At 64.3% G+C, this 22,482-nt stretch carries 20 protein-coding genes; 9 read left to right on the plus strand and 11 right to left on the minus strand.

The genetic code is table 11. The annotated features are described in order from the left end of the window. Positions 1–87: 87 nt before the first annotated feature. Positions 88–537, minus strand: a complete 450-nt coding sequence (locus tag NFH97_RS15655; RefSeq protein ID WP_349625092.1) for a DUF952 domain-containing protein — start codon at positions 535–537, stop codon at positions 88–90. 501 nt (positions 538–1,038) lie between these two features. On the opposite strand from NFH97_RS15655, the gene NFH97_RS15660 reads away from it, so the two are divergent. Together NFH97_RS15660 and NFH97_RS15665 are read left to right on the plus strand one after the other, a co-directional pair. Further along, positions 1,039–1,335 (plus strand): type II toxin-antitoxin system RelE/ParE family toxin, encoded by a 297-nt coding sequence (locus NFH97_RS15660; protein WP_239452513.1) that lies wholly within the window; start codon positions 1,039–1,041, stop codon positions 1,333–1,335. Continuing rightward, positions 1,332–1,613 (plus strand): addiction module antidote protein, encoded by a 282-nt coding sequence (locus NFH97_RS15665; RefSeq protein WP_045991840.1) that lies wholly within the window; start codon positions 1,332–1,334, stop codon positions 1,611–1,613. The genes NFH97_RS15660 and NFH97_RS15665 overlap by 4 nt, the downstream gene beginning before the upstream one ends. A gap of 260 nt (positions 1,614–1,873) precedes the next feature. Here NFH97_RS15665 and ampC read toward each other — a convergent pair whose 3' ends face one another. The 3 genes from ampC to NFH97_RS15680 form a co-directional block, all read right to left on the minus strand. Further along, on the minus strand, positions 1,874–3,079 hold the full coding sequence (ampC, locus tag NFH97_RS15670; protein WP_222517187.1) for a class C beta-lactamase: 1,206 nt from the start codon (positions 3,077–3,079) through the stop codon (positions 1,874–1,876). 258 nt (positions 3,080–3,337) lie between these two features. After that, the gene (locus tag NFH97_RS15675; RefSeq protein WP_222517188.1) at positions 3,338–4,036 is read right to left on the minus strand and encodes a glutathione binding-like protein; all 699 of its coding nucleotides are present in this window, start codon (positions 4,034–4,036) and stop codon (positions 3,338–3,340) included. Positions 4,037–4,428: 392 nt separating this feature from the next. Beyond that, positions 4,429–5,343: a LysR family transcriptional regulator gene (locus NFH97_RS15680; RefSeq protein WP_045991838.1), complete on the minus strand. Its 915-nt coding sequence runs from the start codon at positions 5,341–5,343 to the stop codon at positions 4,429–4,431. A 178-nt stretch (positions 5,344–5,521) separates the two neighbouring features. On the opposite strand from NFH97_RS15680, the gene NFH97_RS15685 reads away from it, so the two are divergent. The 4 genes from NFH97_RS15685 to NFH97_RS15700 are packed head-to-tail and all read left to right on the plus strand — an operon-like array spanning position 5,522 to position 12,913. Beyond that, the gene (locus NFH97_RS15685; protein WP_108133287.1) at positions 5,522–7,030 is read left to right on the plus strand and encodes a CoA-acylating methylmalonate-semialdehyde dehydrogenase; all 1,509 of its coding nucleotides are present in this window, start codon (positions 5,522–5,524) and stop codon (positions 7,028–7,030) included. Positions 7,031–7,053: 23 nt separating this feature from the next. Continuing rightward, positions 7,054–8,724, plus strand: a complete 1,671-nt coding sequence (locus NFH97_RS15690) for a GMC family oxidoreductase (RefSeq protein ID WP_349591401.1) — start codon at positions 7,054–7,056, stop codon at positions 8,722–8,724. Between the two features lie 55 nt (positions 8,725–8,779). Next, on the plus strand, positions 8,780–10,342 hold the full coding sequence (locus NFH97_RS15695; RefSeq protein WP_349625093.1) for a BCCT family transporter: 1,563 nt from the start codon (positions 8,780–8,782) through the stop codon (positions 10,340–10,342). A 60-nt stretch (positions 10,343–10,402) separates the two neighbouring features. Next, on the plus strand, positions 10,403–12,913 hold the full coding sequence (locus NFH97_RS15700; protein WP_349625094.1) for a CoA transferase: 2,511 nt from the start codon (positions 10,403–10,405) through the stop codon (positions 12,911–12,913). 167 nt (positions 12,914–13,080) lie between these two features. Here the strand turns inward: NFH97_RS15700 and uxuA are convergent, their stop codons facing one another. The 3 genes from uxuA to NFH97_RS15715 form a co-directional block, all read right to left on the minus strand. Beyond that, positions 13,081–14,256, minus strand: coding sequence for a mannonate dehydratase (gene uxuA / locus NFH97_RS15705; protein WP_349625095.1), 1,176 nt, complete (start codon positions 14,254–14,256; stop codon positions 13,081–13,083). A gap of 25 nt (positions 14,257–14,281) precedes the next feature. Then, positions 14,282–14,485, minus strand: a complete 204-nt coding sequence (locus NFH97_RS15710) for a hypothetical protein (RefSeq protein ID WP_349625096.1) — start codon at positions 14,483–14,485, stop codon at positions 14,282–14,284. A 255-nt stretch (positions 14,486–14,740) separates the two neighbouring features. Next, positions 14,741–15,454: a GntR family transcriptional regulator gene (locus tag NFH97_RS15715; RefSeq protein ID WP_349625097.1), complete on the minus strand. Its 714-nt coding sequence runs from the start codon at positions 15,452–15,454 to the stop codon at positions 14,741–14,743. 206 nt (positions 15,455–15,660) lie between these two features. Here NFH97_RS15715 and NFH97_RS15720 point away from each other — a divergent pair, with 206 nt between their 5' ends. Then, complete coding sequence (locus NFH97_RS15720; protein ID WP_349625098.1) at positions 15,661–15,807, plus strand: hypothetical protein; 147 nt, start codon at positions 15,661–15,663, stop codon at positions 15,805–15,807. A 106-nt stretch (positions 15,808–15,913) separates the two neighbouring features. Here the strand turns inward: NFH97_RS15720 and NFH97_RS15725 are convergent, their stop codons facing one another. From NFH97_RS15725 to NFH97_RS15740, 4 genes are all read right to left on the minus strand, one after another. Next, on the minus strand, positions 15,914–17,497 hold the full coding sequence (locus NFH97_RS15725) for a hypothetical protein (protein ID WP_349625100.1): 1,584 nt from the start codon (positions 17,495–17,497) through the stop codon (positions 15,914–15,916). A gap of 324 nt (positions 17,498–17,821) precedes the next feature. After that, complete coding sequence (locus NFH97_RS15730; RefSeq protein WP_349625101.1) at positions 17,822–18,403, minus strand: manganese efflux pump MntP; 582 nt, start codon at positions 18,401–18,403, stop codon at positions 17,822–17,824. A gap of 377 nt (positions 18,404–18,780) precedes the next feature. After that, positions 18,781–19,005 carry a hypothetical protein gene (locus NFH97_RS15735; RefSeq protein ID WP_157033011.1) on the minus strand — a complete coding sequence of 75 codons (225 nt, stop codon included), beginning with the start codon at positions 19,003–19,005 and terminating at the stop codon, positions 18,781–18,783. 207 nt (positions 19,006–19,212) lie between these two features. Then, positions 19,213–20,094 (minus strand): LysR substrate-binding domain-containing protein, encoded by an 882-nt coding sequence (locus NFH97_RS15740; protein ID WP_045991825.1) that lies wholly within the window; start codon positions 20,092–20,094, stop codon positions 19,213–19,215. Between the two features lie 105 nt (positions 20,095–20,199). Here NFH97_RS15740 and NFH97_RS15745 point away from each other — a divergent pair, with 105 nt between their 5' ends. Together NFH97_RS15745 and NFH97_RS15750 are read left to right on the plus strand one after the other, a co-directional pair. Next, entirely contained in the window at positions 20,200–21,078 is an 879-nt protein-coding gene (locus tag NFH97_RS15745) for a HalD/BesD family halogenase (RefSeq protein ID WP_045991824.1), read from the plus strand. 86 nt (positions 21,079–21,164) lie between these two features. Beyond that, entirely contained in the window at positions 21,165–22,448 is a 1,284-nt protein-coding gene (locus NFH97_RS15750) for a M24 family metallopeptidase (protein ID WP_045991823.1), read from the plus strand. Positions 22,449–22,482: the final 34 nt, after the last annotated feature.

Raw genomic sequence — 22,482 nt, forward strand, 5'->3', positions numbered from 1 at the left:
CTCTGGGTCTCATGGCGTTAGGGAAAGGGCTAGCTTTCATGCGGAATCATGCGATTCTCACCATCGCTAGGGAAGTGTCGGCCGTCTCTAGTTGTTGAGCTTTTTTGGATTAATGCGCTCGACTGATTGGACGCTTTCGACCCGTATCCCTTCTATGCGAGCCAGGGGTCTACGCCAAGGTTCGTGGGGCAGCGGACTGCGCCATTCGATGAGTTCGGCAAACGATGATGTATCGATCTCAAGTAGTACAGGGTTCTCGGCGGGTGTGAAGTAACGCTTGGCTGTGTAATCAATCGCTTCCGGGAGGTTGAGATGTACGCCATCCTCTTTGTGGTCGTTGCCACAGCGGGGCACTATCCCGCTTTCTTGGGCGGTTTCCCAGGTCGCGAGAGTCAGTACACGATAAAGGGTCTGCAACGTTTGTTTCTCCTTGGCCTGCGACCAACATAGCCAAAGATCGTGTCGAGAGGCTAGGGCTTGTCTGAAAAGTGCCTGCGCTCGGTAATACGGCGTTAAAAATCGGATCAAAATGCTCATTTACACCCCGTAAACTGCGCTTTCTCACCGATTTTTGCCTTGTCTAACCTTCGCTCGTCGACTTTTCGGACAGCGCCTAGCCGTGCCTCCTGCGGAGCATCCAAGTGACTGCTGAGAATTTGTTGCGGATTCTGAGGCGGGGCCACCTCTGACGCGTAGGCACGCGTTCGTCATACCCATGCTCGCGCCTGTCTCACCGACAAGCGCAACTTCAGCGGTAGGATCCGTGCCACTGTTTCTTGCTGGTGCATTTTTGGCGCACGATACCGGGAAAGCCCGTGACTGTGGGTTTTACCTCCGACCGATCGTCGGCGCCACGGAAAAGCGGAGGGCCTGGGCCAGGGGATCTCGGTCAGTCATCGGCATCAAGAGGTCGGGCAGGAGAGGGCGCGTAGTGTACCAGCCCCAAGGGGGCGTTTAGGTCATTGGGATAAGGCCGTGGTACGCCGAGCAAAAATCTTGTCAAGGTGTTAACTATGGTTAACACTTGATGGTATGAATATGATCCGCGAGACGCAGTCCTATGCTGCCTGGTTCGCCAAGCTGCGAGATCCCAGGGCCAAGGCCAGGATACTGGCTCGGCTACGGCGCGTTGAACTGGGTAACGTCGGTGACTGTGAGGCTGTCGGTGAGGGAGTCTCGGAACTGAGGATCCATTACGGGCCTGGTTACCGAGTGTATTTCGTCCAGAAGGGGCACGAACTGATCATTTTGCTGGCAGGCGGCGACAAGTCCAGCCAGGCCAGAGATATCGAACTCGCCAAGCGATTGGCGAGGGAGTTGACGGAGGCACCATGAGCACACTTCAGAAATGGGATGTCGTTGACCATCTGCAGACGGAAGAAGACATGGCCTTGTATCTTGAGGCCTGCCTTGAAGAAGGTGATCCCGCTCTCGTCGTGGCGGCGCTTGGCGATATCGCTCGAGCGCGAGGCATGACGCAACTGGCGCGCGATACCGGCCTGACCCGCGAAGGGCTTTACAAGGCGCTTTCGGCCGATGGGAACCCAAGTTTTGCGACAGTCATGAAGGTCATGAATGCCCTTGGCTTCACGCTGCGAGCCGACGCTCCCTGACGCTTTCTGCGATTCAGACAAGCTATCGTCTTTTCCAAGCGCTTCCCCCCGGTGCTTGTGCTGCGGCTTTCAGGGCCTGAGGGCTGGAGAATTCAGCGCCCAGGCCGTCTGGTTTCATTGGTTGGCTCGGTTAGTGCCTACCACCGGTCGTAGACGCTTCTCTGCCCCATGTATTGCCTTTGCACAGCCCCGTGCTTCGCCCTTGCTTCGCTCCTTGTTTCATTGCTCCGGGCGGCACCGGGTTCAAGCACTTTTCGTTCTTACTGCTCCAGCGCCTCCAGTATCCGCCAGGCGGCTTCGACGCGCTCGCCGTTGGGGTAGCGCTTGTTGGCGAGGATGACGATGCCCAGTTCATGCGCCGGCATAAAGGCGGCGTAGGCGCCGAAGCCGCCGGTGGAGCCGGTCTTGTGGTACCAGCGCTGGGGCTGTGGCTCGCCTGACGGCTCGAGCATGGTGACAGGCTGGGGCTCCAGCGCCATCTCTGCGGTGGTGCCGTTTTGCAGCGTATCGAGGGTCGTCGGCAGGGCGTAGCTTTCCCAGGCGAGTCCCTGCTGCATCTCGCCGACGGTGGCGTAGCCCTGGTGGGTGGCCAGCAGGGCTTGTGCCATGCGCTGGTCGTCCTGGCTGCCTTGATAGGCGTCGATATTGGCCTGAACGAAGCGTGCCAGGTCCCGTGCCGTGGTCTTGATGCCGTAGGCCTGGGTGTCCAGCGGGCCCGGATTGACGCGCACGGGCTGGTCATCGCCGTTGTAGCCCTGGGCGTAGTGGCGGGCCTGGTCGTCGGGCACCGTAAGCCAGGTGGCATCGAGGCCAAGTGTGGGCAGCACGCTGTCCTGAATCAGCTCAGCGAAGCTTGAGCCTTCGCTCTGGGCCGCGAGCAGGCCGAACAGGCCGATGCTGGGGTTCGAGTACAGGCGCTTGGTGCCGGCGGCAAAGTCCGGCTGCCAGTTCACGAAGTAGTCGTGGAGGGTGGCGTCTTCGACGCCCGCGGGAAACTGCAGCGGGAAGCCGCCGGCGGTGTAGGTGGCAAGCTCTACCATGCTGACCTCGCCTACTGGACGACCCTCGAAGTCGGGCTCGATGCTGGCCGCACTGTCGCTCAGGGAGAAGGCTCCGCCTTGCTGCACCCAGGCGCCCAGCGCCGCGGTGAAGGTCTTGCTGACCGAGCCGATCTCGAACAGGGTGTCGTCGTTCACGGCGGCGCCGGTCGAGGACTCCCGGCTGGCGACGCCGTAGTGGCTCAGGCAGATGTTGCCGTGGTCGATCAGTGCCACCGACACCCCCGGGATGCCGTGGTGATCCATCAGTGCCTCGATCTGCTGGTCCATGGTCGGGTTTTCGCAGGATCGGCTACTCTGCTGCTCGACGGTAGTCCGGTCGGCGTCTTTAGGCGCGGAGGCCGCCTGGGCGGAGGTGGTCCCCACGGCGAAGACGAGGGGCAGAAGATGAACGGGGCGAACGGGCATGAGCGGTGATTCCGTCGTGTGGGGGTGTTGCCCGGGGCCGTGGGGCCACGGGGCAGGCGGACAGGCACAGGACGGCGCGCCTTGAAGGCTCACGGAGTCTGCTGTGCCGGCACAATCATCGCCTGAACCCGGCGGCGAGTCACCCGTGGGATGAGGTTCGATCGTGCGGCTCTCACCTCATTTCGTCTCGCTCTACCTCTACCGATCGCCACATTCACCGATCGCCACCTTCACCCTGGTAGCGCCTGCTATATCGCCTCAGGCCAGGACCTTGAGGCCTCGTTGCACGGCGGGACGCTCGAGAAACGCCTGGAGGGTGCGGTCGACGTGGGGGAAGTTGGCAAACTCGACCAGATCCCCGGCGTCGTAGCGGTAGACCAGGTTGCGTATCCAGGGAAGGATGGCGATATCCACCACCGAATAGTCCTCGCCCATGATCCACTCGCGCTGTTCCAGGCGCTTGTCCAGCACCCCAAGCAGGCGTTTGGCCTCGTCCACGTAGCGCTGAAGAGGGCGCTTGTCCTCGAATTCCTTGCCGGCGAAGAAGTGGAAGTAGCCGATCTGGCCAAACATCGGGCCCACGCCGCCGACCTGGAACATCAGCCATTGCAGGGCCTGGTAGTAGGCCTGGGGCGTCTGGGGCACCAGCTGGCCGGTCTTGTCGGCCAGGTACAGCAGAATCGTGCCTGACTCGAACAGTCCGATCGGCTGGCCTTCAGGGCCGTCGGGATCGAGGATCGCGGGAATCTTGTTGTTGGGGCTGAGCGAGAGAAACTCGGGAGAGTGCTGGTCCCTGGTATCGAAGTTGACCCGGTGCGCTTCGTAGTCCAGCCCGACTTCCTCCAGCATGATCGAGACCTTGACCCCGTTGGGGGTCGGCAGCGAATAGAGCTGCAGGCGCTCGGGGTGTGTCGCCGGCCACTTGGCAGTGATGGGGAAGCGGGAAAGGTCGGTCATGGGGACATTCCTTGTGGTGAAGAACGAAGGGAGCGTGACGCTGACATCTGGTGGCTGGAAGTACGAACTGAAGGTGCGAGCAAGGAGCGATCGAGACAGGCGTCGCCCTTGACCTGAACCGGGGAAAGCCGTCAGCCAACGTCTGGAGGGTAGCACCCGACGACGGATTCGAGCGTCGCCAGGCGCAGAAAGGCGCAGCTCTGGTGCATTTGGCGCTGCTGCCAAAGCGGGTTCGGGCGCGTACCGGCGGGTTCGGGCGCCTATCAGCGGGTTCGGACGCCTATTGTCGGGTAGCAGGTTCGGGCGCCTATCAGCGGGGTCTACCCCGGGCTGACTCAGGCCCTGGGTCTTGTACGAAAAGCCACCGAGCGCAGGCACTTTTCCTACAAGCCTCACTCAGGGCGGTTGGGCCAGACGCTCTCCAGGGTGGCAAGCGCGGCCTGCAGCGGCGGCTCGCGGGTACGTTCCTTCTTCCATACAAAGCACAGGGCGCAGTCCAGCGTCACCCCCTCGACGATGGTCAGGCCGCTGCGCTGGCGCTCGGTCAAGGCCAGCGAATCACGGGCCAGGCTCAACCCCACCCCGGCGCGTACCAGGTCGAGCATGCAGGCCTCCTGGTCGACCTGAGCGACCCGCCGGGGCGTCTCTCCGCTGTCCTGCATGGCGCGCTTGAGCAGTCGATGGTGGACCGAGTCGGGGGGTGTGACGATCCAGGGCAGGGTGGCCAGCGTCGACCAGCGGGTGTCCTCGACCCGCGATTCCCAACCGGAGGGCGCCACCACGTAGTAGCGAAAGTGGGTCAGCTCGACAAACGCAAGTTCGCCGGCGCCGTCGGCGTGGGTGCTGCCTGTTCCGGGGGGCGCCAGATAGAAACCTGCATCCAGCTCGCCGCGCTCCACTCGCGACAGGGCGTAACCGCTCATGCCGTGGTGCAGCTCGGTCTCGAGTTCCGGGGCGCGCTCGACCAGCACCTTGAGAAAGCTGCCCAGACGGATGAATTCGGGATCGATGATGGTGCCGATCCTTAACAGCCCCCGCACCGTCGAGTGCAGTGAGCGGGCCATCTGATCGAACACCCGGGCGCTCTCCAGGGCCTTTTCGGCGGTGGGCAGCAGTGCCTGACCGTGGGCCGTCAGCTCCAGTCCCTGGGGGCGGCGGTGGAACAGCGTCAGTCCTAGCGTTGCCTGCAGCTGCTTCAACTTTAGGCTAACCGCCGGCTGGGTGAGATGCAGCGCCTCGGCGGCGCGGGAGACGCTGCCGAGGTGCGCCACCGTGACGAATGCTCGCAGCGTGGGGTAGTCCTGCATGGCGCCTTCCTTCAACAGAGCGTGTTATTTGAGAACTTTATATCTGGGTTTCAAATAACTCAATTGCTCAGATCGCCACTAGAGATAGGCTGTACAGCGACAAGACGAGCAGGCTGGGCACCTTTCCTCATACGGCCACGCTCGAATGACTTAAACAACGCTTATAAAGGAGCACCCCATGACCTCGACGATTCCTCACTTCATCGGCGGCCAGATCGACGAAAGCGCTTCCCTGGGTCATCAGGACGTCTACAACCCGGCGACCGGCCAGGTCAGTGGCCGAGTGGCGCTGGCCTCCGCCAGCGAGATCGACAAGGCGGTAGAGGTGGCCAAGGCGGCCTTCCCGAGCTGGGCCGACACCCCGCCTATCCGCCGCGCCCGGGTGATGTTCCGCTTTCTCGAATTGCTCAATGCCAACAAGGATGCCCTGGCCGAGGCGATCACCCGTGAGCATGGCAAGGTCTTCACCGACGCCCAGGGCGAGGTGGCACGGGGTATCGACATCGTCGAGTTCGCCTGCGGAATCCCGCAGCTGCTCAAGGGCGACTTCACCGACCAGGTCAGCACCGGCATCGACAACTGGACACTGCGCCAGCCGCTTGGTGTGGTCGCCGGCATCACCCCGTTCAACTTCCCGGCCATGGTGCCGATGTGGATGTTCCCGGTCGCCATCGCCGCTGGCAACAGCTTCATCCTCAAGCCCAGCCCCACCGATCCCAGCGCCTCGCTGATGATGGCGGACCTGCTCAAGCAGGCCGGGCTGCCCGACGGCGTGTTCAACGTGGTCCAGGGCGGCAAGGAAACGGTGGACGCGCTGATCGACCATCCCGACGTCAAGGCGCTGTCCTTCGTCGGCTCCACTCCCATTGCCAACCTGATCTACCAGCGTGGCGCGGCGCTGGGCAAGCGTGTACAAGCCCTCGGCGGCGCCAAGAACCACATGGTGGTGATGCCCGACGCCGACCTCGACAAGGCGGTGGACGCGCTGATCGGTGCCGCCTACGGCTCCGCCGGCGAGCGCTGCATGGCCATCAGTGTGGCGGTGCTGGTCGGCGACGTGGCCGATGACGTGGTGGCACGCGTCGCCGAGCGCGCCCGTGGTCTCAAGGTCAAGGACGGCATGCAGCTGGACGCCGAGATGGGGCCGATCGTCACCGCCCAGGCCCATCAGCGTATTACCGGCTACATCGACAAGGGCGTCGAGGAGGGTGCCGAGCTGGTGGTCGATGGCCGTGGCTTCGACAGCAGCAATACCGGCGAAGGCTGCAGCGAGGGCTTCTGGATGGGCGGCACCCTGTTCGACCACGTCACCCCGGAAATGACGATCTACCGCGAGGAGATCTTCGGCCCGGTGCTGGCCTGCGTGCGCGTGCCGGACGTGGCCACCGCCATCGAGCTGATCAATGACCACGAGTTCGGCAACGGCGTCAGCTGCTTCACCGAGAGCGGCAAGGTCGCCCGCGAGTTTGGCCGTCGCATCCAGGTGGGCATGGTCGGCATCAACGTGCCGATTCCGGTGCCCATGGCGTGGCATGGCTTCGGTGGCTGGAAGCGCTCGCTGTTCGGCGACATGCACGCCTACGGCGAAGAGGGCGTGCGCTTCTACACCAAGCAGAAGTCGATCATGCAGCGCTGGTCCGACTCCATCGAGGCGGGCGCGGAGTTCGTGATGCCGACCGCCAAATAACGCCCTGAATCGAGGGATCTGCGATGACAACCGCACAACAATACGACAGCGAGTTTGACTACATCGTGGTCGGAGCAGGCACCGCCGGGTGCCTGCTGGCCAATCGCTTGAGCGCCAACCCCAACAACCGGGTGCTGCTGATCGAAGCCGGTGGTCGCGACAACTACCACTGGATCCACGTGCCGGTGGGCTACCTGTACTGCATCGACAACCCGCGTACCGACTGGCGCTTTCGCACCGATCCGGACGCGGGCCTCAACGGGCGCTCGCTGCTCTACCCGCGCGGCAAGACCCTCGGCGGCTGCTCGAGCATCAACGGCATGATCTACATGCGCGGCCAGGCCCGGGACTACAACCACTGGGCCGAGGTCACCGGTGACGATCAGTGGCGCTGGGAGCACTGCCTGCCGGCCTTCATCCAGCACGAGGATCACTATCGTCTGGACGAGGGCGGCGACGCCGACGCCGCGCACCGGGACTTTCACGGCCACGGTGGCGAGTGGCGCATCGAGAAGCAGCGGCTCAAGTGGGAGGTGCTGGACGACTTCGCCGAGGCGGCGGTCCAGGCGGGTATCCCACGGACCAAAGACTTCAACCGTGGCAGCAACGAGGGCGTCGACTACTTCGAGGTCAATCAGCGCTCCGGCTGGCGCTGGAACACCGCCAAGGCGTTCCTGCGTCCGGCGCTCAAGCGGCCGAACCTGACGCTGTGGCACTCCACCCAGGTCAATCGGCTGATCGTCGCCGGCGGCGAGCCCGATGGCGAGAAGCGCTGTGAAGGCGTCGAGGTCAAGCGCGAGGGCACCACCCAGCTGGCCAGGGCGTGCCGTGAGGTGGTGCTGTCCGCCGGCGCCATCGGCTCACCCCAGATCCTGCAGCTCTCCGGTATCGGGCCTGGTGAGCTGCTCAAGCAGCACGGCATCGACGTCGTCCACGAACTGCCGGGGGTCGGCGAGAACCTGCAGGACCATCTGCAGATTCGTTCGGTGTACAAGGTCAAGGGCGCCAAGACCCTCAACACCATGGCCAGCACCCTGTGGGGCAAGGCCGGCATCGGTCTGGAATACGTGTTCAAGCGCACAGGCCCGATGAGCATGGCGCCGTCTCAGCTCGGTATCTTCACCCGCAGCAGCGACGAGCACGAGCACCCCAACATCCAGTACCACGTCCAGCCCCTGAGTCTGGAGGCCTTCGGCCAGCCGCTGCATCCCTATCCGGCGGTCACCGCCAGCGTCTGCAACCTGAATCCGACCAGTCGCGGCAGCGTCAGGATTCAGAGCGCCGATCCGGCCCAGGCGCCGTCCATCGCCCCCAACTACCTGAGCACCGACGAGGACCGACGGGTGGCGGCGGACTCGCTGCGCGTCACCCGCAGGATCGCCGAGCAGAAGGCGTTCGCCAGGTACGAACCGGAGGAGGTCAAGCCCGGCGTCCAGTACCAGACCGATGAAGAGCTGTGGCGGCTGGCCGGTGACATCGGCACCACCATCTTCCACCCGGTCGGAACCACCCGGATGGGGCAGGCCGACGATCCCATGGCGGTGGTCGACTCACGCCTGCGGGTGAGGGGCATCCAGGGACTGCGGGTGGCGGACGCCGGCGTCATGCCGACCATCACCAGCGGCAATACCAACTCGCCGACCTTGATGATCGCCGAGCGAGCGGCGGGCTGGATGCTCGAGGCCGCCGGCTGAGCGCCGGTGTCTTGCGCAGCAAGCGTCACAACAACAAACGATAAAGGTATCCCTGATGAACGCGCCAGAGTCCCATTCCGATCGGCTCGACCTGCGGGTCTTCGTGCCCGCCGTGCTGGTCATCGCAGGCCTGATCCTGCCCATCATCGTGTTCCCGGAGTCGGGGGCCGCACTGGTCAATGCGGCCTTTGCCTTTGCCACCGGGCGATTCGGCTGGCTGTATCTGCTCGCCGGCATCGCCGTGGTGGTCTTTCTGGTGGGCCTGGCCATCAGTCGCTACGGCAACGTGCGGCTCGGCGGCCCCGATGACAAGCCGGAGTTCTCCTACTTCAGCTGGGTGGCGATGATCTTTGCCGGTGGTATCGGCATCGCCATCGTCAACTGGGCCTGGGTCGAACCCATCTACTATTTCACCGGGCCTCCCTTCGGCGTCGAGCCGAGCTCACAGGAAGCAGCCGAGTGGGCCTTGACCTACGGTCAGTTCCACTGGGGCTTCACGCCCTGGGCCTTCTATTGCCTGCCGGCCATCCCGATCGCCTACTCCATGTTCGTCCACAACCGCCCGGGCGTCAGGCTGTCCGTGGCCGCTCGCGGGGTGCTGGGGCGTCATGCCGACGGCTGGTGGGGCGCGCTTCTCGATGCGGTGGTGGTGTTCGGCATCGTCGGTGGCGTCGGTACCTCGCTGGGGCTGGCGGTGCCGCTCGTATCGCAGCTGCTGAGCGGCCTGCTCGGGGTGTCACCGTCGTTCATGCTGGATATCGCGGTGCTGCTGATCTGGACCGCCATCTTCTCCGCCAGCGTCTGGTTCGGCCTGGCCAAGGGCATCAAGATCCTGTCGGACATCAACGTGCTGCTGGCGGGGGTACTGCTGGTCTTCACCCTAGTGGTGGGCGACACCCTGTTCATGGTGGAAGGCTGGGTCAACAGCCTCGGCAAGATGGTCTCCAACTTCGTGCCCATGAGCATGTGGACCGACCCAGTGGGGGACTCCAGCTTCTGGCGCGACTGGACGGTGTTCTACTGGGCCTGGTGGATCGCCTACGCCCCGATGATGGGCCTGTTCGTCGCCCGCATCTCGCGTGGTCGCACCATCCGTGAGCTGATCATCGCCGAAATGGTGTTCGGTTCCCTGGGCTGCTGGGTTTTCTTCGCGGTGTGGGGCGGCTATGCGCTGGACCTGCAGATCTCCGGCACCCTGGACGTGGCAGCCATTCTTTCGGCCGAAGGCATCCCCGCCGCGGTCGAGGCGATCCTCGGCACCCTGCCGATGTCCGGCGTGATTACCACCCTGTTCGTGCTGCTGTGCTTCATCTTCCTGGCGACGACCCTGGACAGCTCCGCCTACGTGCTGGCGTCGGTGACCTCGCGCAAGTTGTCTGGCTATCAGGAACCGCAGCGCAAGATCCGCCTGATCTGGGCATTTTTGATCGCCGGCGTCGGGGTAGCGCTGATCCAGCTTGGCGGGCTCAAGCCGGTGCAGACCTCCACCATCGTGGTGGCGCTGCCGATGATTCCCGTGCTGGCGATCCTGGCATGGTCACTGGTGCGCTGGCTTCGCCAGGACTTCGCCAAGAAGGTCCTTGAACCCCACCTGGTCATCGAGGACGACAAACACTGACGTCACCGAGGAGGCTTCGGCCTCCTCCCGTTGCCACCCTTGCTTTACAGGAAGACCCCGATGTCACCGAATCCTCATTCCCAACTGCCGCTCAAGGACGTCAAGGTCATCGACTTCGGTCAGTACATGGCCGGCCCTGCGGTGGCGATGATCCTCGCCGACCTGGGCGCCACTGTCATTCACGTGGACCCGCCCACGGGCCCCATGTGGGAGTCACCGGCCAACGCCACCTTGCAGCGCAACAAGCTGATCGTGACGATCGACCTCAAGACCGAAGAGGGCCTCGAACAGGCGCTGGCGCTGATCGAGGAGGCCGATATCGTGATCGAAAGCTTCCGGCCCGGCGTCATGCAGCGCCTGGGCATCGACTTCAGCGCGCTGCGCGAAGAGCGTCCGGAGCTGATCACCCTGTCGATGCCGGGCTTTGCCTCCAACGACGAGCTGCGCCGTGACTGGCGGGCCTTCGAGAGCGTCATCGCCGCCCACTCGGGGGTGTTTACCGACATGGGGCTCAACCGGGTGCTGATGGGGATAAATCCGTCCTTCTCGCCGCTGCCGCTGGGCTCGGCCTACGGCACCATGCTGGCGGCCACCGCCGTCACCCTGGCGCTGCAGGCGCGTGAGCGTACCGGCCTCGGCGACGAGATCGAAGTGCCCATCGCCTGCGCCCTGATGGAAGGCCTCTGCTACAACTCGATCAAGATCGAGGGCCTGCCGGAGCGCTACAAGACCCAGCGCGAAAAGGAGATCGAGCGTCGCCGCATCGAAGGCGCGCCGATGAACCTGGACTACGACGAACTGCAGGAACTGCTCGACCCCTTCTATCGCAGCTACAAGTGCAAGGACGGGCGCATGTTCTACGTGGTCTGCCCGAGTCACAAGGAGCACGCCAAGCGTTGCCTCAAGGTGCTCGGTCTCTACGATGAACTTGTGGAAGAAGGGCTGGTGGAAGAGCCCGACACCTATGCGCCCACCAGCCAGTGGCAGAGTGACGTGTCACTTGGCGTCTACCCGCTGCCCAAGCGGTGGGCGGATCATATCGCCGCGCGTATGAAGGAGGTCTTCCTGACCCGCACCTCCAAGGAGTGGGAGAAGATCTTCGGCCGTGGCAAGTTCCCCGGCGCGCCGCAGCGCTGGCTGCAGGAGTGGATCCACGACGACCACGCCGAGACCGCCGGGCTGATGATCGAAGTGGATGATCCCGAATTCGGTTTGATGACCCAGCCCGGCCCGATGGTCTGGCTGCACGACAGCGGCCACGAGATGCTCACCCCGACGCCGCGCCGCTGGGTGTCGTTCGACCAGGCGCTGGCGGTGCTGCATCGCATCGAGACCAAGCTGCCCCGGGTTCGTGCGCGCAACGCCAAGGACGGTTGGCTCGAAGGCGTCAAGGTGCTGGATCTGTGCAACGTCATCGCCGGTCCCCACTCGGTGGCCTTTTTGGCTCGCTTCGGCGCCGACATCATCAAGGTGGACCCCGCCAAGCCGTTCTACGACTGCTGGAACACGGTCATCTTCGGCCTGTCGCATATGCGCTCCAAACGCTCCTTGCTGACCGATATCCAGGTGCCTCGGGGGCGTGAAATTCTCGATGAGCTGATCCGCCAGAGCGACGTGGTGGTGTGGAATGCCACCGACAGGCAGGTGGAGCGGATGGGGCTGACCGAGGCGGAAATGCAGCGCATCAATCCCGAGGCGATCTTCTGCCAGCTCGACTGCTTCAGCGGGGTGAAGGCGGGCCCCCGGACCAACTACCTGGGCTACGACGACCTGGTGCAGGCCACCACCGGCATCATGCTGCGCTTCGGGGGCAGCATGGACACGCCAGAAGAGCACGCCCACGTCGGCACCATCGACGTGATGTGCGGCTTCGGTGCCTCTCTTGGTGTCGCCACCGCCCTGTACCAGAAGCTGCGTACCCGCCGGGTCAGCCGGGTCAAGACCTCGCTGTCGGCGCTCAGCGGCCTGGCCCAGATGCCGTTCTGCTACGACTACGAGCGACGCGGCCTGTTCGACGAGCCCTCGGGCCGTGAACTCAACGGCTACGACGATCTGTCACGCTTCTATTTCACCGCCGACGGGGTGGTGCTGATCAGCGCCTACGAGCGGGACCTGCACAAGTTCGCCCAGGTGCCGGGGATCGAAGGGGTGGTCGATGTTCCGCCGGAGGAGCGGGCGGCCTATCTGGCACCTCGCTTTATCAATGCGGTGGCCACTGACTGGGTGGAACGGCTGCAGAAGGCCGGCATCGCCGCGGCGGTGTGCGAGAACATCGAGGCCCTGCGCTCCTACAACTCGCGGCGCTGGGACAACACCCCGGGCATCGATCGTGGCAGCTACTCCTTCACCGTCTACGACGAACACCCCAGCGGTCACGTCATTACGCAGCTCGATCCGTACGCCATCCGTCCCAAGCGAGGTCGCATCTATCCGCTGGCGCCGTCGGAGAAGTACGGCAGCTCGAGCCGTCAGGTGCTCGAAGAGCTGGGGCACAGCCCCGAGGAGATCGATCGGTTGATCGCCGAAGGCGTCGTGTCGGAGAGCTGGAGCGAGGAGTATCTGCCGACCTGAGTGGTGTTCGACGCGGGGTTTTTGCGCTGAGCCGACCAGGCGGGATGAAGGTGTTCTGAGTCGACCAGGCGGGGAATGCGCCTCCCCGCCTGGTCGTTTTCGTTGCGCTGGACCACTCCCGCTGCGACGGGCGTCGCCAGCGCAGCGGCTGGTAGAACGCCAGGGCGTCAGGTGAGCTGGCGCACCGCGGTCTCGACGCCACGCAGTTCGGCCAGGCCGCGCAGCCTGCCGTACAGCGGGTAGCCCGGGGCGGTGGCGCGGTGCTGATCGTCGAGAATGTGGTGGCCGTGGTCGGGGCGCAGCGGTAAGCGTCGGCCGCCTTCGCGCTCGCGACGGCGTTCCTCGGCGACCAGCGCGCTGATGACCGCGACCATGTCGACGTCACCGTCCAGGTGCGGCGCCTCGTGGAAGGAGCGAGGGTCGGGGGACTCGCGCCGGGTCGAGCGCAGATGCACGAAGTGGATGCTGGGACCAAAGCGCTGAACGATGGCGGCCAGGTCATTGGCGGCGAGCACGCCGTAGGACCCGGTGCACAGCGTCAGGCCATTGGCGGGGCTGTCGACGGCCGCAAGGATCCACTCGGCGTCCGCCGCCGTCGAGACCACCCGGGGCAGGCCGAGCAGCGGCCGGGGCGGGTCATCGGGGTGGATCGCCATCTTGATGCCGAGTTCTTCGGCGACCGGGATGACCGCTTTCAGAAAGTAGCCGAGGTGCTCGCGCAGGCGCGCGGCGTCGATCTCGGCGTATCCGGCCAGTACCTCGCGAAAGCGCTCCAGGGTGTAGTGCTCTTCGGCGCCGGGCAGGCCGGCGATCAGGGTATCGACCAGTGACTGGCGGGCTTCGGCATCCAGGCTATCGAGGTAGCTCCTGGCTTCGGTCTTCTCGTCGTCGCTGTACTCGTTCTCGGCGCCTGGTCTGGCGAGCAGGTACAGGTCGAAGGCGGCAAAGGCTGTCTGGTCAAAGCGTAGCGCCAGGGCGCCATCCGGCATCGCCCAGCGCAGGTCGGTGCGGGTCCAGTCGAGCACCGGCATGAAGTTGTAGCACACGGTATCGATGCCGCAGGCCGCCAGATTGCGCAGGGTGTCGCAGTAGCGGGTGATCAGGGCGTTGCGCTCCGGCAGTCCTTTCTTGATCGCCTCGTGCACCGGCACGCTTTCCACCACCGACCATTCGAGGCCAGCGTCCTCGATCATCTGCTTGCGCTCGGCGATGGCCTGCCGGGACCAGACCTCATCGTTGGGCACCTCGTGCAGCGCGGTGACGATGCCGGTCGCGCCGGTCTGGCGAATCTCCTCGAGTCGGATCGGGTCCTTGGGGCCGAACCAGCGCCAGGTGTGTTGCATGGAAATCTCCTTTTCTCGAGTCCGGCTAGAGGGTGCTCAGTGACGCCGCAAGCCCGGTATTGATCAGTCGGCGGTAGCCATCGGTGACAGCATCGGCAAATCCCTGCTGTGCCGCCAGGGCCGCAGGGACGATGTCTTGCTGGGCCAGAAAGGCCGCCACCAGCGCTTCAGGGTCATCGCCGTGACGTTCATGCAGCTCGATGAAGCGCGATGCCAGCGGGTCGCTCACCTCATGTGGCAGGCCGTCGAGCGAGACGCCGGAGGTGTAGCGTACCTAGGCGGCCAGCCCCAGTGCGGTGCAGTCGACCTGGTCGCTGGTCCAGTCTGCCAGTTCGCTCGCGCGCGGGGCGGTGAAGGTGATCGATGGCCTTGCAGGTGCGTTTGCCGTTGTGCTCAATATTGTCACAGGGCGGAACGGTGATGGCCGCAGGGCAGGGGGCGGGTGGCCCTTGCCCATGAGAGACGTCTGCCGGGTAGATAACTATCAGCCGTTGGTGTCCTCGAAGATCGACGAAAAGCGCTGCACCATCTGGGGCAGGGAGATCAGGATCTCGCTTTGATGCACCAGCATGGCTTGGTGGGCCTTGTCTTCGTCTCTCTGTTCGATGGCATCGACAATGTCGGCGTGCTGCTGGACCAGCTTTTCGAAGGGCGTGGTGTCAGGCACGCTGAGGTAGCGCACCCGGTCTAGCTGTGCCTTGACCTCTTCGATGACGCGCCAGGCGGTCTCGTGTCCGGCGCCAAGGGCGAGCACGCGGTGGAAGTCCTCGTCGAGGATGAAGAACTGGTCATACTGGCCGCTGCTGGCGCAGCGAATCTGTCGCTCGATCAGATCCCGCAGCTCGTAGATCACCTTGTCGGCGAGCCCTTGCCTGGCGGCGGAAGCGCTGACGGCGGTTTCGACCGCCTCCCTGACGAAGCGCGCTTCGCGCACCGACTTCTGCGAGATGCCCACGACATAGGTGCCGCGTTGTGGGCGAACGTCGACCAGGCCTGCCTCGGACAGGCGAATAAAGGCTTCGCGCACCGGCTGGCGGCTGACCGAGAAGGCGTCGGAAATCTCTTTCTCGGACAGTGCCTGGCCGGGGGCGAACTGCATCCGGATGATGGCGAGTCTAAGCACGCGGTAGAGCCGCTGACGCACCGATCCTCCGGCGGCATCCTGTTCCCAGAGTTCAGCGATTGCGGGGGTCAGCATGGGGGCACCTACCTTTCGTTGAGCTTTTTAGCTCTTGTACTGTTGAGCCTTTGAGTTCCGGCCTGGTATTGCTTGTATGGTAGTCATGCTAGCATGGCTAGTAGGTGCTGTCCGGCCTGGGCGTGTAGCACTTTGGTCTCGCCTCGCCACCATCATCGTCACCCCGGGGGGCGCCATGCCGCACTCCGCCAACTTCGCTGCACCGGATGACTGTGTGTTGCGCAAGGACGATCATCGACGCCGGCTCGGCGGACATCTATCACGCCTTCCAGGCGACCCTGCTGCCCTTGCTGCCGCTGGCGCCGACGCCGGCCAGCGCTCTGGTCCATTCGCCCTGGGGAGATTTGGCATAGGCAGCACGGCAATAGGCAGCGCCTCGATAGCCGGGGTTATCCTGGTGGAAAGGGTGACCCTTGCACGCCGGCGGCGCTGTGATGATGCTGTAAGGGGCGCGGCTTCTCAAGGCATATGGTCAGCGCGGGAGCCGGCGTGGCCGTCGACGGTGGGGTGGCCGGGACTGCGGTCGGTGTCTGTGCCGGCGGTTGGCGAGTCGGCAGGTGTGTCGCCTGCGAGCGGGCCTTCGCGCCCGGGTACCGGCACCACCATCATCCAGTCGAGCCCGGCGGCGATTGGCGCAAGGCGCATGCCGTCGCCCAGTGCGACCACGGCGTCTCCCAGTTCGCTTAACGGGCGACTGGACATCGGCGCCTGCACCACGGCGTCCGCCAGGCGGTTGACGCCGTCCTGCTGGGCGCTGGTGACGGGGTCAAGCGTGCCTCCCAGGCGATCGGCCAGCGTCTCGATGCGGGTATCGGCCTGCGCCAGCCCGTCTGCCAGGGTGTCGGCCAGGAGCAGCAGCCGGTTGCCGGTCCTGTCGAGGCCCTGATCGACGCGCCCAAGGGTCGTGACACCACTGTCCAGACTGTCCGCCAGCACCAGACCCTGCAAACGCCCGGACAGGTCCTGGCCGGCATCGACCAGCCGTCCGACCTCCTCGAGGGTGGTGCGAGTGTCGCCTACCAGGGATGACAGATTGGCCGACATGTCGCCTAGCTGCTGGGCCGGGGCCAGGGCGAGTGCCACCCGGTCGTCGAGCATGTCGCCGGGACGCGTGACCATGACGCCGAACTCACCGGTCAGGCCCACCGCCTCGGTGGCCAGCATCTGACTCAGGCTGCCTCGGCCCAGGTCCGTCGCTGCCGTGAGCGTGCTGCGCTCATCGTTTCCGATACTCTCGACCAGTCCGACGACGGCCTGCTCATCCAGCCGTGGAATGCCGCTGTGGCTGATCCCGCCATGGCGCAGCGCCGTGCGCGCCGCCACCCCTTGCAGGCTGGTCTCATCACGCCTGCCTCCCAGCACCTGACCGGCCAGGGCGACCCACTGGCCGGCGCGACTCAGCCCGCTGGCGGAGGCGTCGACCAGGGCGTTGCCGGTGGTGGCGCTGACGTCTGACAGCGCATCGCCTCCGGCGACGATCAGGTCCGCCGCCAGGCTTGGCCACAGCAAGGAGTCGGAGGTGATCAGGATCGGTTCCAGGCCGAGCTGGATGGCGTTAGCCACTCGGGTGGTCAGTGACTGCTCAAGATCGCCCCATGGCTCCTCGAGATCGAGTTCCTGCTGGCCGATGCCCAGTGTGCTGGCCAGGCGACGTCGATAGCGGTCCAGTGACAGCACCCGCTGCAGCCGGTCATCGAAGCGATGCAGTAACGGCAGAGCAGCGACGCTGTCGAGCACACCCTCAACCGCTTCCAGAGATCCCCCCAGTGGTCCCTCAAGGTAGGCCCCGGTGCTTGCCAGGGCGGACTCGGTAGCGCTGGCCCATCCGTCGGCACCGACAGCACGGGCCACGGCGGTTCCTTGAGTCGTGAGCTGGTTAGCGGTCATCCGTCCGATCCCCCCGGCCACCAGCTCGGCGGAACGGGAGGCGCTGGGCAGCGCCGGGCTGGCCGAAAGGTGCTGTCGGTCGCCGGAAATCTGGTCACGCTGAACGATCTGTACCGACGACTGGAAGCCGTGACCCGCAAGGGGGGCTGACGTCATCTCGGTGGCTGGTCTGGTGGCTGTTCTGGTGGCGGACGCTGCTGGCGAGAGAGGGGAGTGCTCAGCGCAGCCGGTCAGCAGAACGGCCAGAACGGTTACCGCTATCCATCGTGGCAATCGAGCCGCCTGTGCGCTGGGCTTGAGGATCATGAGGTGTCCAGCCGTCTGATACCGGCAATAGTGCACCAGACTATCGACAAAACGGGCGAGATCGTGGACGAACTTTGCTATAGCAGGCGTGTTGCCGGCATGGATGAGCGCTAGGAGCGAGTCATTGGCAGTTAACCTGCCCGGGATCGCGACAGGGTCGATCGGGCAAGAGGATCAGGCGAGCAGGTGGTGATACAGGGTGGTGGCGCCGATGGCGATCAATACCAGCCCCCCGATGATCTCGGCACGCGGCCCCACCGTCTTGCCGAGCCGGCGTCCCAGCAGCATGCCCAGGGTCGCCATCAGGGTGGTGGCACCACCGATCGCCAGTGCCGTCACCCAGATGTTGGCGTTCATGAACGCCAGACCTACGCCCACCGCCATGGCGTCCAGGCTGGTGGTGATCGCGGTGGCGATGATCAGCCACCAGCGGGTGCGATCGCTGGTCGAGCCGCAATCGCAGCTGGCGCAGTCCTTGGAGGCGGGAGCGAGGCCACTGTGGATCATCTTGCCGCCCAGGGCGAGCAGCAGGAAGAAGATGATCCAGTGATCCCAGTGGGCAATGGTGTCATAGGCGCTGGTGCCGAGCAGCCAGCCGATGATCGGCGTCGTGGCTTCCACCAGACCAAACAGCAGGCCGGTCTGCAGGGCCACCACGAAACGCAGCCGACGCACGCAGGCACCCTTGCTGACCGAGGCCGCAAAGGCATCGGAAGACAGCGAAAAGGCGAGCAGCAGGGTCGAAGTGGGCGTCATGAAGGTGCGAATCCGGCGGTTGCCTGTTGAAAATACGTGATGTCGATGAAAGAGCCTCGTGCCCAGCGTCACGACCGATATTCCGGGCATTGGCTATGGACACGATAGCGAATTTGCATGGCGATATTAGCGCGCAGGCTGACAGATGCAACTCTTTACCAAGGCTGCAAGTTTAAGCCAAAACAAAGACATATAGCCGTGACTATACCTTATGGCAGCGGCAAGAAAAGGAGAGGCCAGAGGCGCACTATTGTCCGCTGGCGGGTAATCCCGAGGCGCGACAAAGCGGCAAGGTCGTCGAGGCCCTTTCCCCGATCAACGAGCAAGAAGATGCATTGGCAGCGGCAAGAATGTTGGTTCTCGGGAAGAGAAGACGGTCAGGATTTCAAGGCGTCTTCCAGCATCTTTACGATGACGAGGCCGGCCTTGGCGGGCAGGTTGTCGCCGGCATAGTGGCGAATGGCTGCGACCTCTTCGCGAAGCTTTAGATGCCGAGCTCTGAGGTGTTCGAGTTCCTGTTCAAGGAGCTCCATTCCATCCATTCCAACCGATGCAAACTGGGAAGCCCGAGGTTCGAGGGAGTCGTCAAATGGCGTGGTCACTGTCATCTCCGGACCAGGACAAGGGCACCGCCGGGCAGGCGAGACCATCGGAGAATCCTGGTTATTGAAGTGTGGCGTATCTCTCCTTGTGGCGATATAGGGATCAGGGGGTAGTTCGCCTGTAATGACGAGGTAATCAAACCATTAATCCGTCACGATCATGATATTGCGACTCAGGCATTCGACCGACACGCGGTCGAGCCAGGCTCAGGCCTGGTCCTGAAACTCGGGCACGGCGACTGCGTCGTTGTGGGTGACGACCTCCTCGAGCTGTTGGCAGAAGGTGTTGAAGGCGTCGCTCGCATGTCCGGGGCGCCGGTGCATCTCGATTTCCACCTGGCCGAGCGCCGGCAGGCCCTGCTCCTCGCCGAGAATCCGACAGCCCGCCGGTACGCTGCGGGGTGTCTTGACGGTGATCGCGAGCCCCGCCTGGACCGGCAGGTTGATGCCGGTGGGGGACTGGCTCGAGTAACGCAGTTCCCAGGCGCGTTCCTGACGCCCCAGGGCGGCGAGGGCGTGGGCGCGAAAGATGCAGCCTTCGGGATTCAGTGCCAGGGGCAGTCGGCTGCCACGGGTAGGATCGGCATCTTCTGCCGCGACCCACACCATGGGTTCCCAGCCGAGCAACTGGCCCGATTGCGTCGGTCCGTGGCGGATCGACAGGACCACGTCGAGCAGGCCCTGCTGGAAGCTGTCCACCAGGTCGGCACTGATGCCACAGATGACCTCGATGCGGGTATGCGGATAGGCCTCGGCGAACCGGGGCAGCAGTTCCGGCAGGTAGGCGCTGGCCTGTTCCTCGGAGGTGCCGATACGAATCTTCTCGCCGTGCTGGCGGTCGCCGAGTGCCGCCCTGGCCTCGTCCTCCAGCGTCAGCATGTGTCGCGCATAGGGCAGCAGCCGTTCACCGTCGGACGTCAGCAGCACGCTGCGGCTGGTGCGCTCGAACAGCGACTTGTGCATCTGGTCCTCCAGTCGCTTGATCTGCAGGCTGACGGCGGACTGGGTGCGGTGCAGCACGCGGCCGGCGGCGCTGAAGCCCTGGCACTCGGCCACGGTGACGAAGGCGCGGAGCAGGTCGGTATCCATAATCGATGAGCCTTTGAAATAAGTGATATCTCAACCATTCATTTCTATTATGAAGAGGCGCTCTCTATCCTGTCCAACATCACTTGAGACAGGCAGGAGTTCCTCATGCAGGCCACCGATGCGCCCACCACTTCCTCGCTGGACGGTCTGATCGACCTTGAGCACTACCCGATTCATGACCTGGACGGCGAGTCCGGACGGGCGCTGATCCAGCGCTGTCACGAACAGCTGGCCGACGATGGCTGTGTGGTACTCAAGAACTTTGTCCCCGAGGAGGCGTTGGCGCGGCTGGAGCGCGAGACCGAGCGGCTGTCGCCCGAGGCGCACTACAACCAGACCGAGACCAACCCCTACAACAATGCCGGCGATCCCGAGCGCCCGGCCCGCCATCCGCTCAATCGCTTCGACGATCGCACCAACGGCTTTGTCGCCGGCGATCGCATCGGCGAAGACACCATCATTCGCCAGGTCTACCAGCACCCGGACTTCCAGCGCTTTATCGCCACTGTCGTGGGCATGGAAGAGATTCATCAGTACGCCGACCCGCTGGCGGACCTGGTGGTCAACGTGCTGAGAGAGGGCTGCCAGCATCCCTGGCACTACGACACCAACGAGTTCATCGTCACCATGATGACCCGCCAGTCCCACGGCGGTGGCCGTTTCGAGTATGCCCCGGGCATCCGTAGCCCCGAGGGTGAGAACTTCGACGAGGTCGAGCAGGTGCTGGACGGCGACCGTTCGCGGCTCAAGGCGCTGGACCTTCAACCGGGTGACCTGCAGGTGTTCTTCGGCCGCTATTCGCTGCACCGGGTGACGCCGGTGGAAGGCGAGAAGGAACGTCACACCGTGATCTTCGCCTACGCCAAGGAACCCGGCTTCATCGGTCGCCCCGAGCGTGCCCAGCGCATCTTCGGGCGCATGGCGCCGATTCACGAGACTCTGTTGAAGGAAGGCATGAATCGCAGCGATTCGCTGGCCGACTGAGCCCACGCCGATGACATCGAAGCCGAGCATGTAGAGGCTCGGCCTGTGCCCCTTGCGACCCCGCCATATTCGAACAGGACCCTGACATGAGCATCGTCGATTTCGACAACCTGACCGACAACGAGCCGGACCATATTCCGGTCGTGCCCTCTGCGCCGATGGCCAACGGCGACAGCATCCCCACCGCCTTCGATCCCAGGCAGCTGCGCGCCGGGCGCCTGGCGCGGCTGCGCGCGACGATGGCGGAGCAAGGCTACGCCGCCATGGTGCTGTTCGACCCCAACAACCAGCGCTATGCCACCGGTTCGCGCAACATGTTCGGCTACTTCCTGCGCAACTCGACCCGCTACATCTATGTGCCGCTGGAAGGGCCGGTGATCCTGTTCGAGTACCCGGGCAGCGCCCACGTCTCTACCTGGCTCGAGACCATCGATGAATCGCGCACGTCCAAGGTGGTGTGGTCCGCCGTCAACCAGCGCGACAACCTCTCTTCGGACCCCTTCGGTGTGGAGATCGCCGAACTGATCGAAGAGCACGGACGCGGCAACCGCAAGATCGGGCTGGATCGCTGTGCGCTCAACCTGGCGCGCTCACTCGAGGCCCAGGGCCTCGAGGTCTTCGACTGCATGCAGGACACCCTGCACTGCCGGCGCATCAAGACCCCCGAGGAGATCGCCTGTCTGGCCCAGTCCATGGCCGGCAGCGAGGCCGCGGTGGCCGAGGTCGAGGCGGCGATCAAGCCGGGCATCACCGAGAACGAGCTGTTCGCGATCATGTACGGCAACGTCATCCGCCAGGGCGGCGAGTTCATCGAGACCCGTCTGCTGTCGTCCGGCCCGCGCACCAATCCCTGGTTCAATGAGGCCAGTGACCGGGTCATTCGTCCGGGCGAGCTGGTGGCGCTGGACACCGATACCATCGGTTGTCACGGCTACTATTCGGACTTCTCGCGTACCTTCCACGTCGGCCCGAATCGCCCCAGCGCCTACCAGAAGGAGCTGTATCGCATGGCCTACGACCAGGTGCACCACAACATGGGCATCTTGAAGCCGGGCATGAGCTATCGCGAGATCGCCGAGCAGGCCTGGAAGATCCCCGAGCGCTTCCTCGACCGTCGCTATCCCTCCATCATCCACGGCGTCGGCATGCACGGTGAAACCCCGTTGGTCGCCCACCATATGGACTTCGATCGCTTCTCCAAGGATGGCGTTCTCGAACCCGGCATGGTGGTGTCCGTGGAGAGCTACATCGGCGAGGTGGGGGCCGCCGACGGGGTCAAGCTGGAAGAAGAAGTGCTGATCACCGACAGCGGTGTGGAAAAGCTGTCCCGCTATCCCTTCGACGAGGCGCTGCTCGACCGCCAGTTCTGAGCCGCATCATCTGCGTACCATGCTGCGCCGGGCC

Source organism: Halomonas sp. SCS19, assembly GCF_040147015.1.
In the GTDB taxonomy this organism is placed as follows: Bacteria; Pseudomonadota; Gammaproteobacteria; order Pseudomonadales; family Halomonadaceae; genus Halomonas; species Halomonas litopenaei.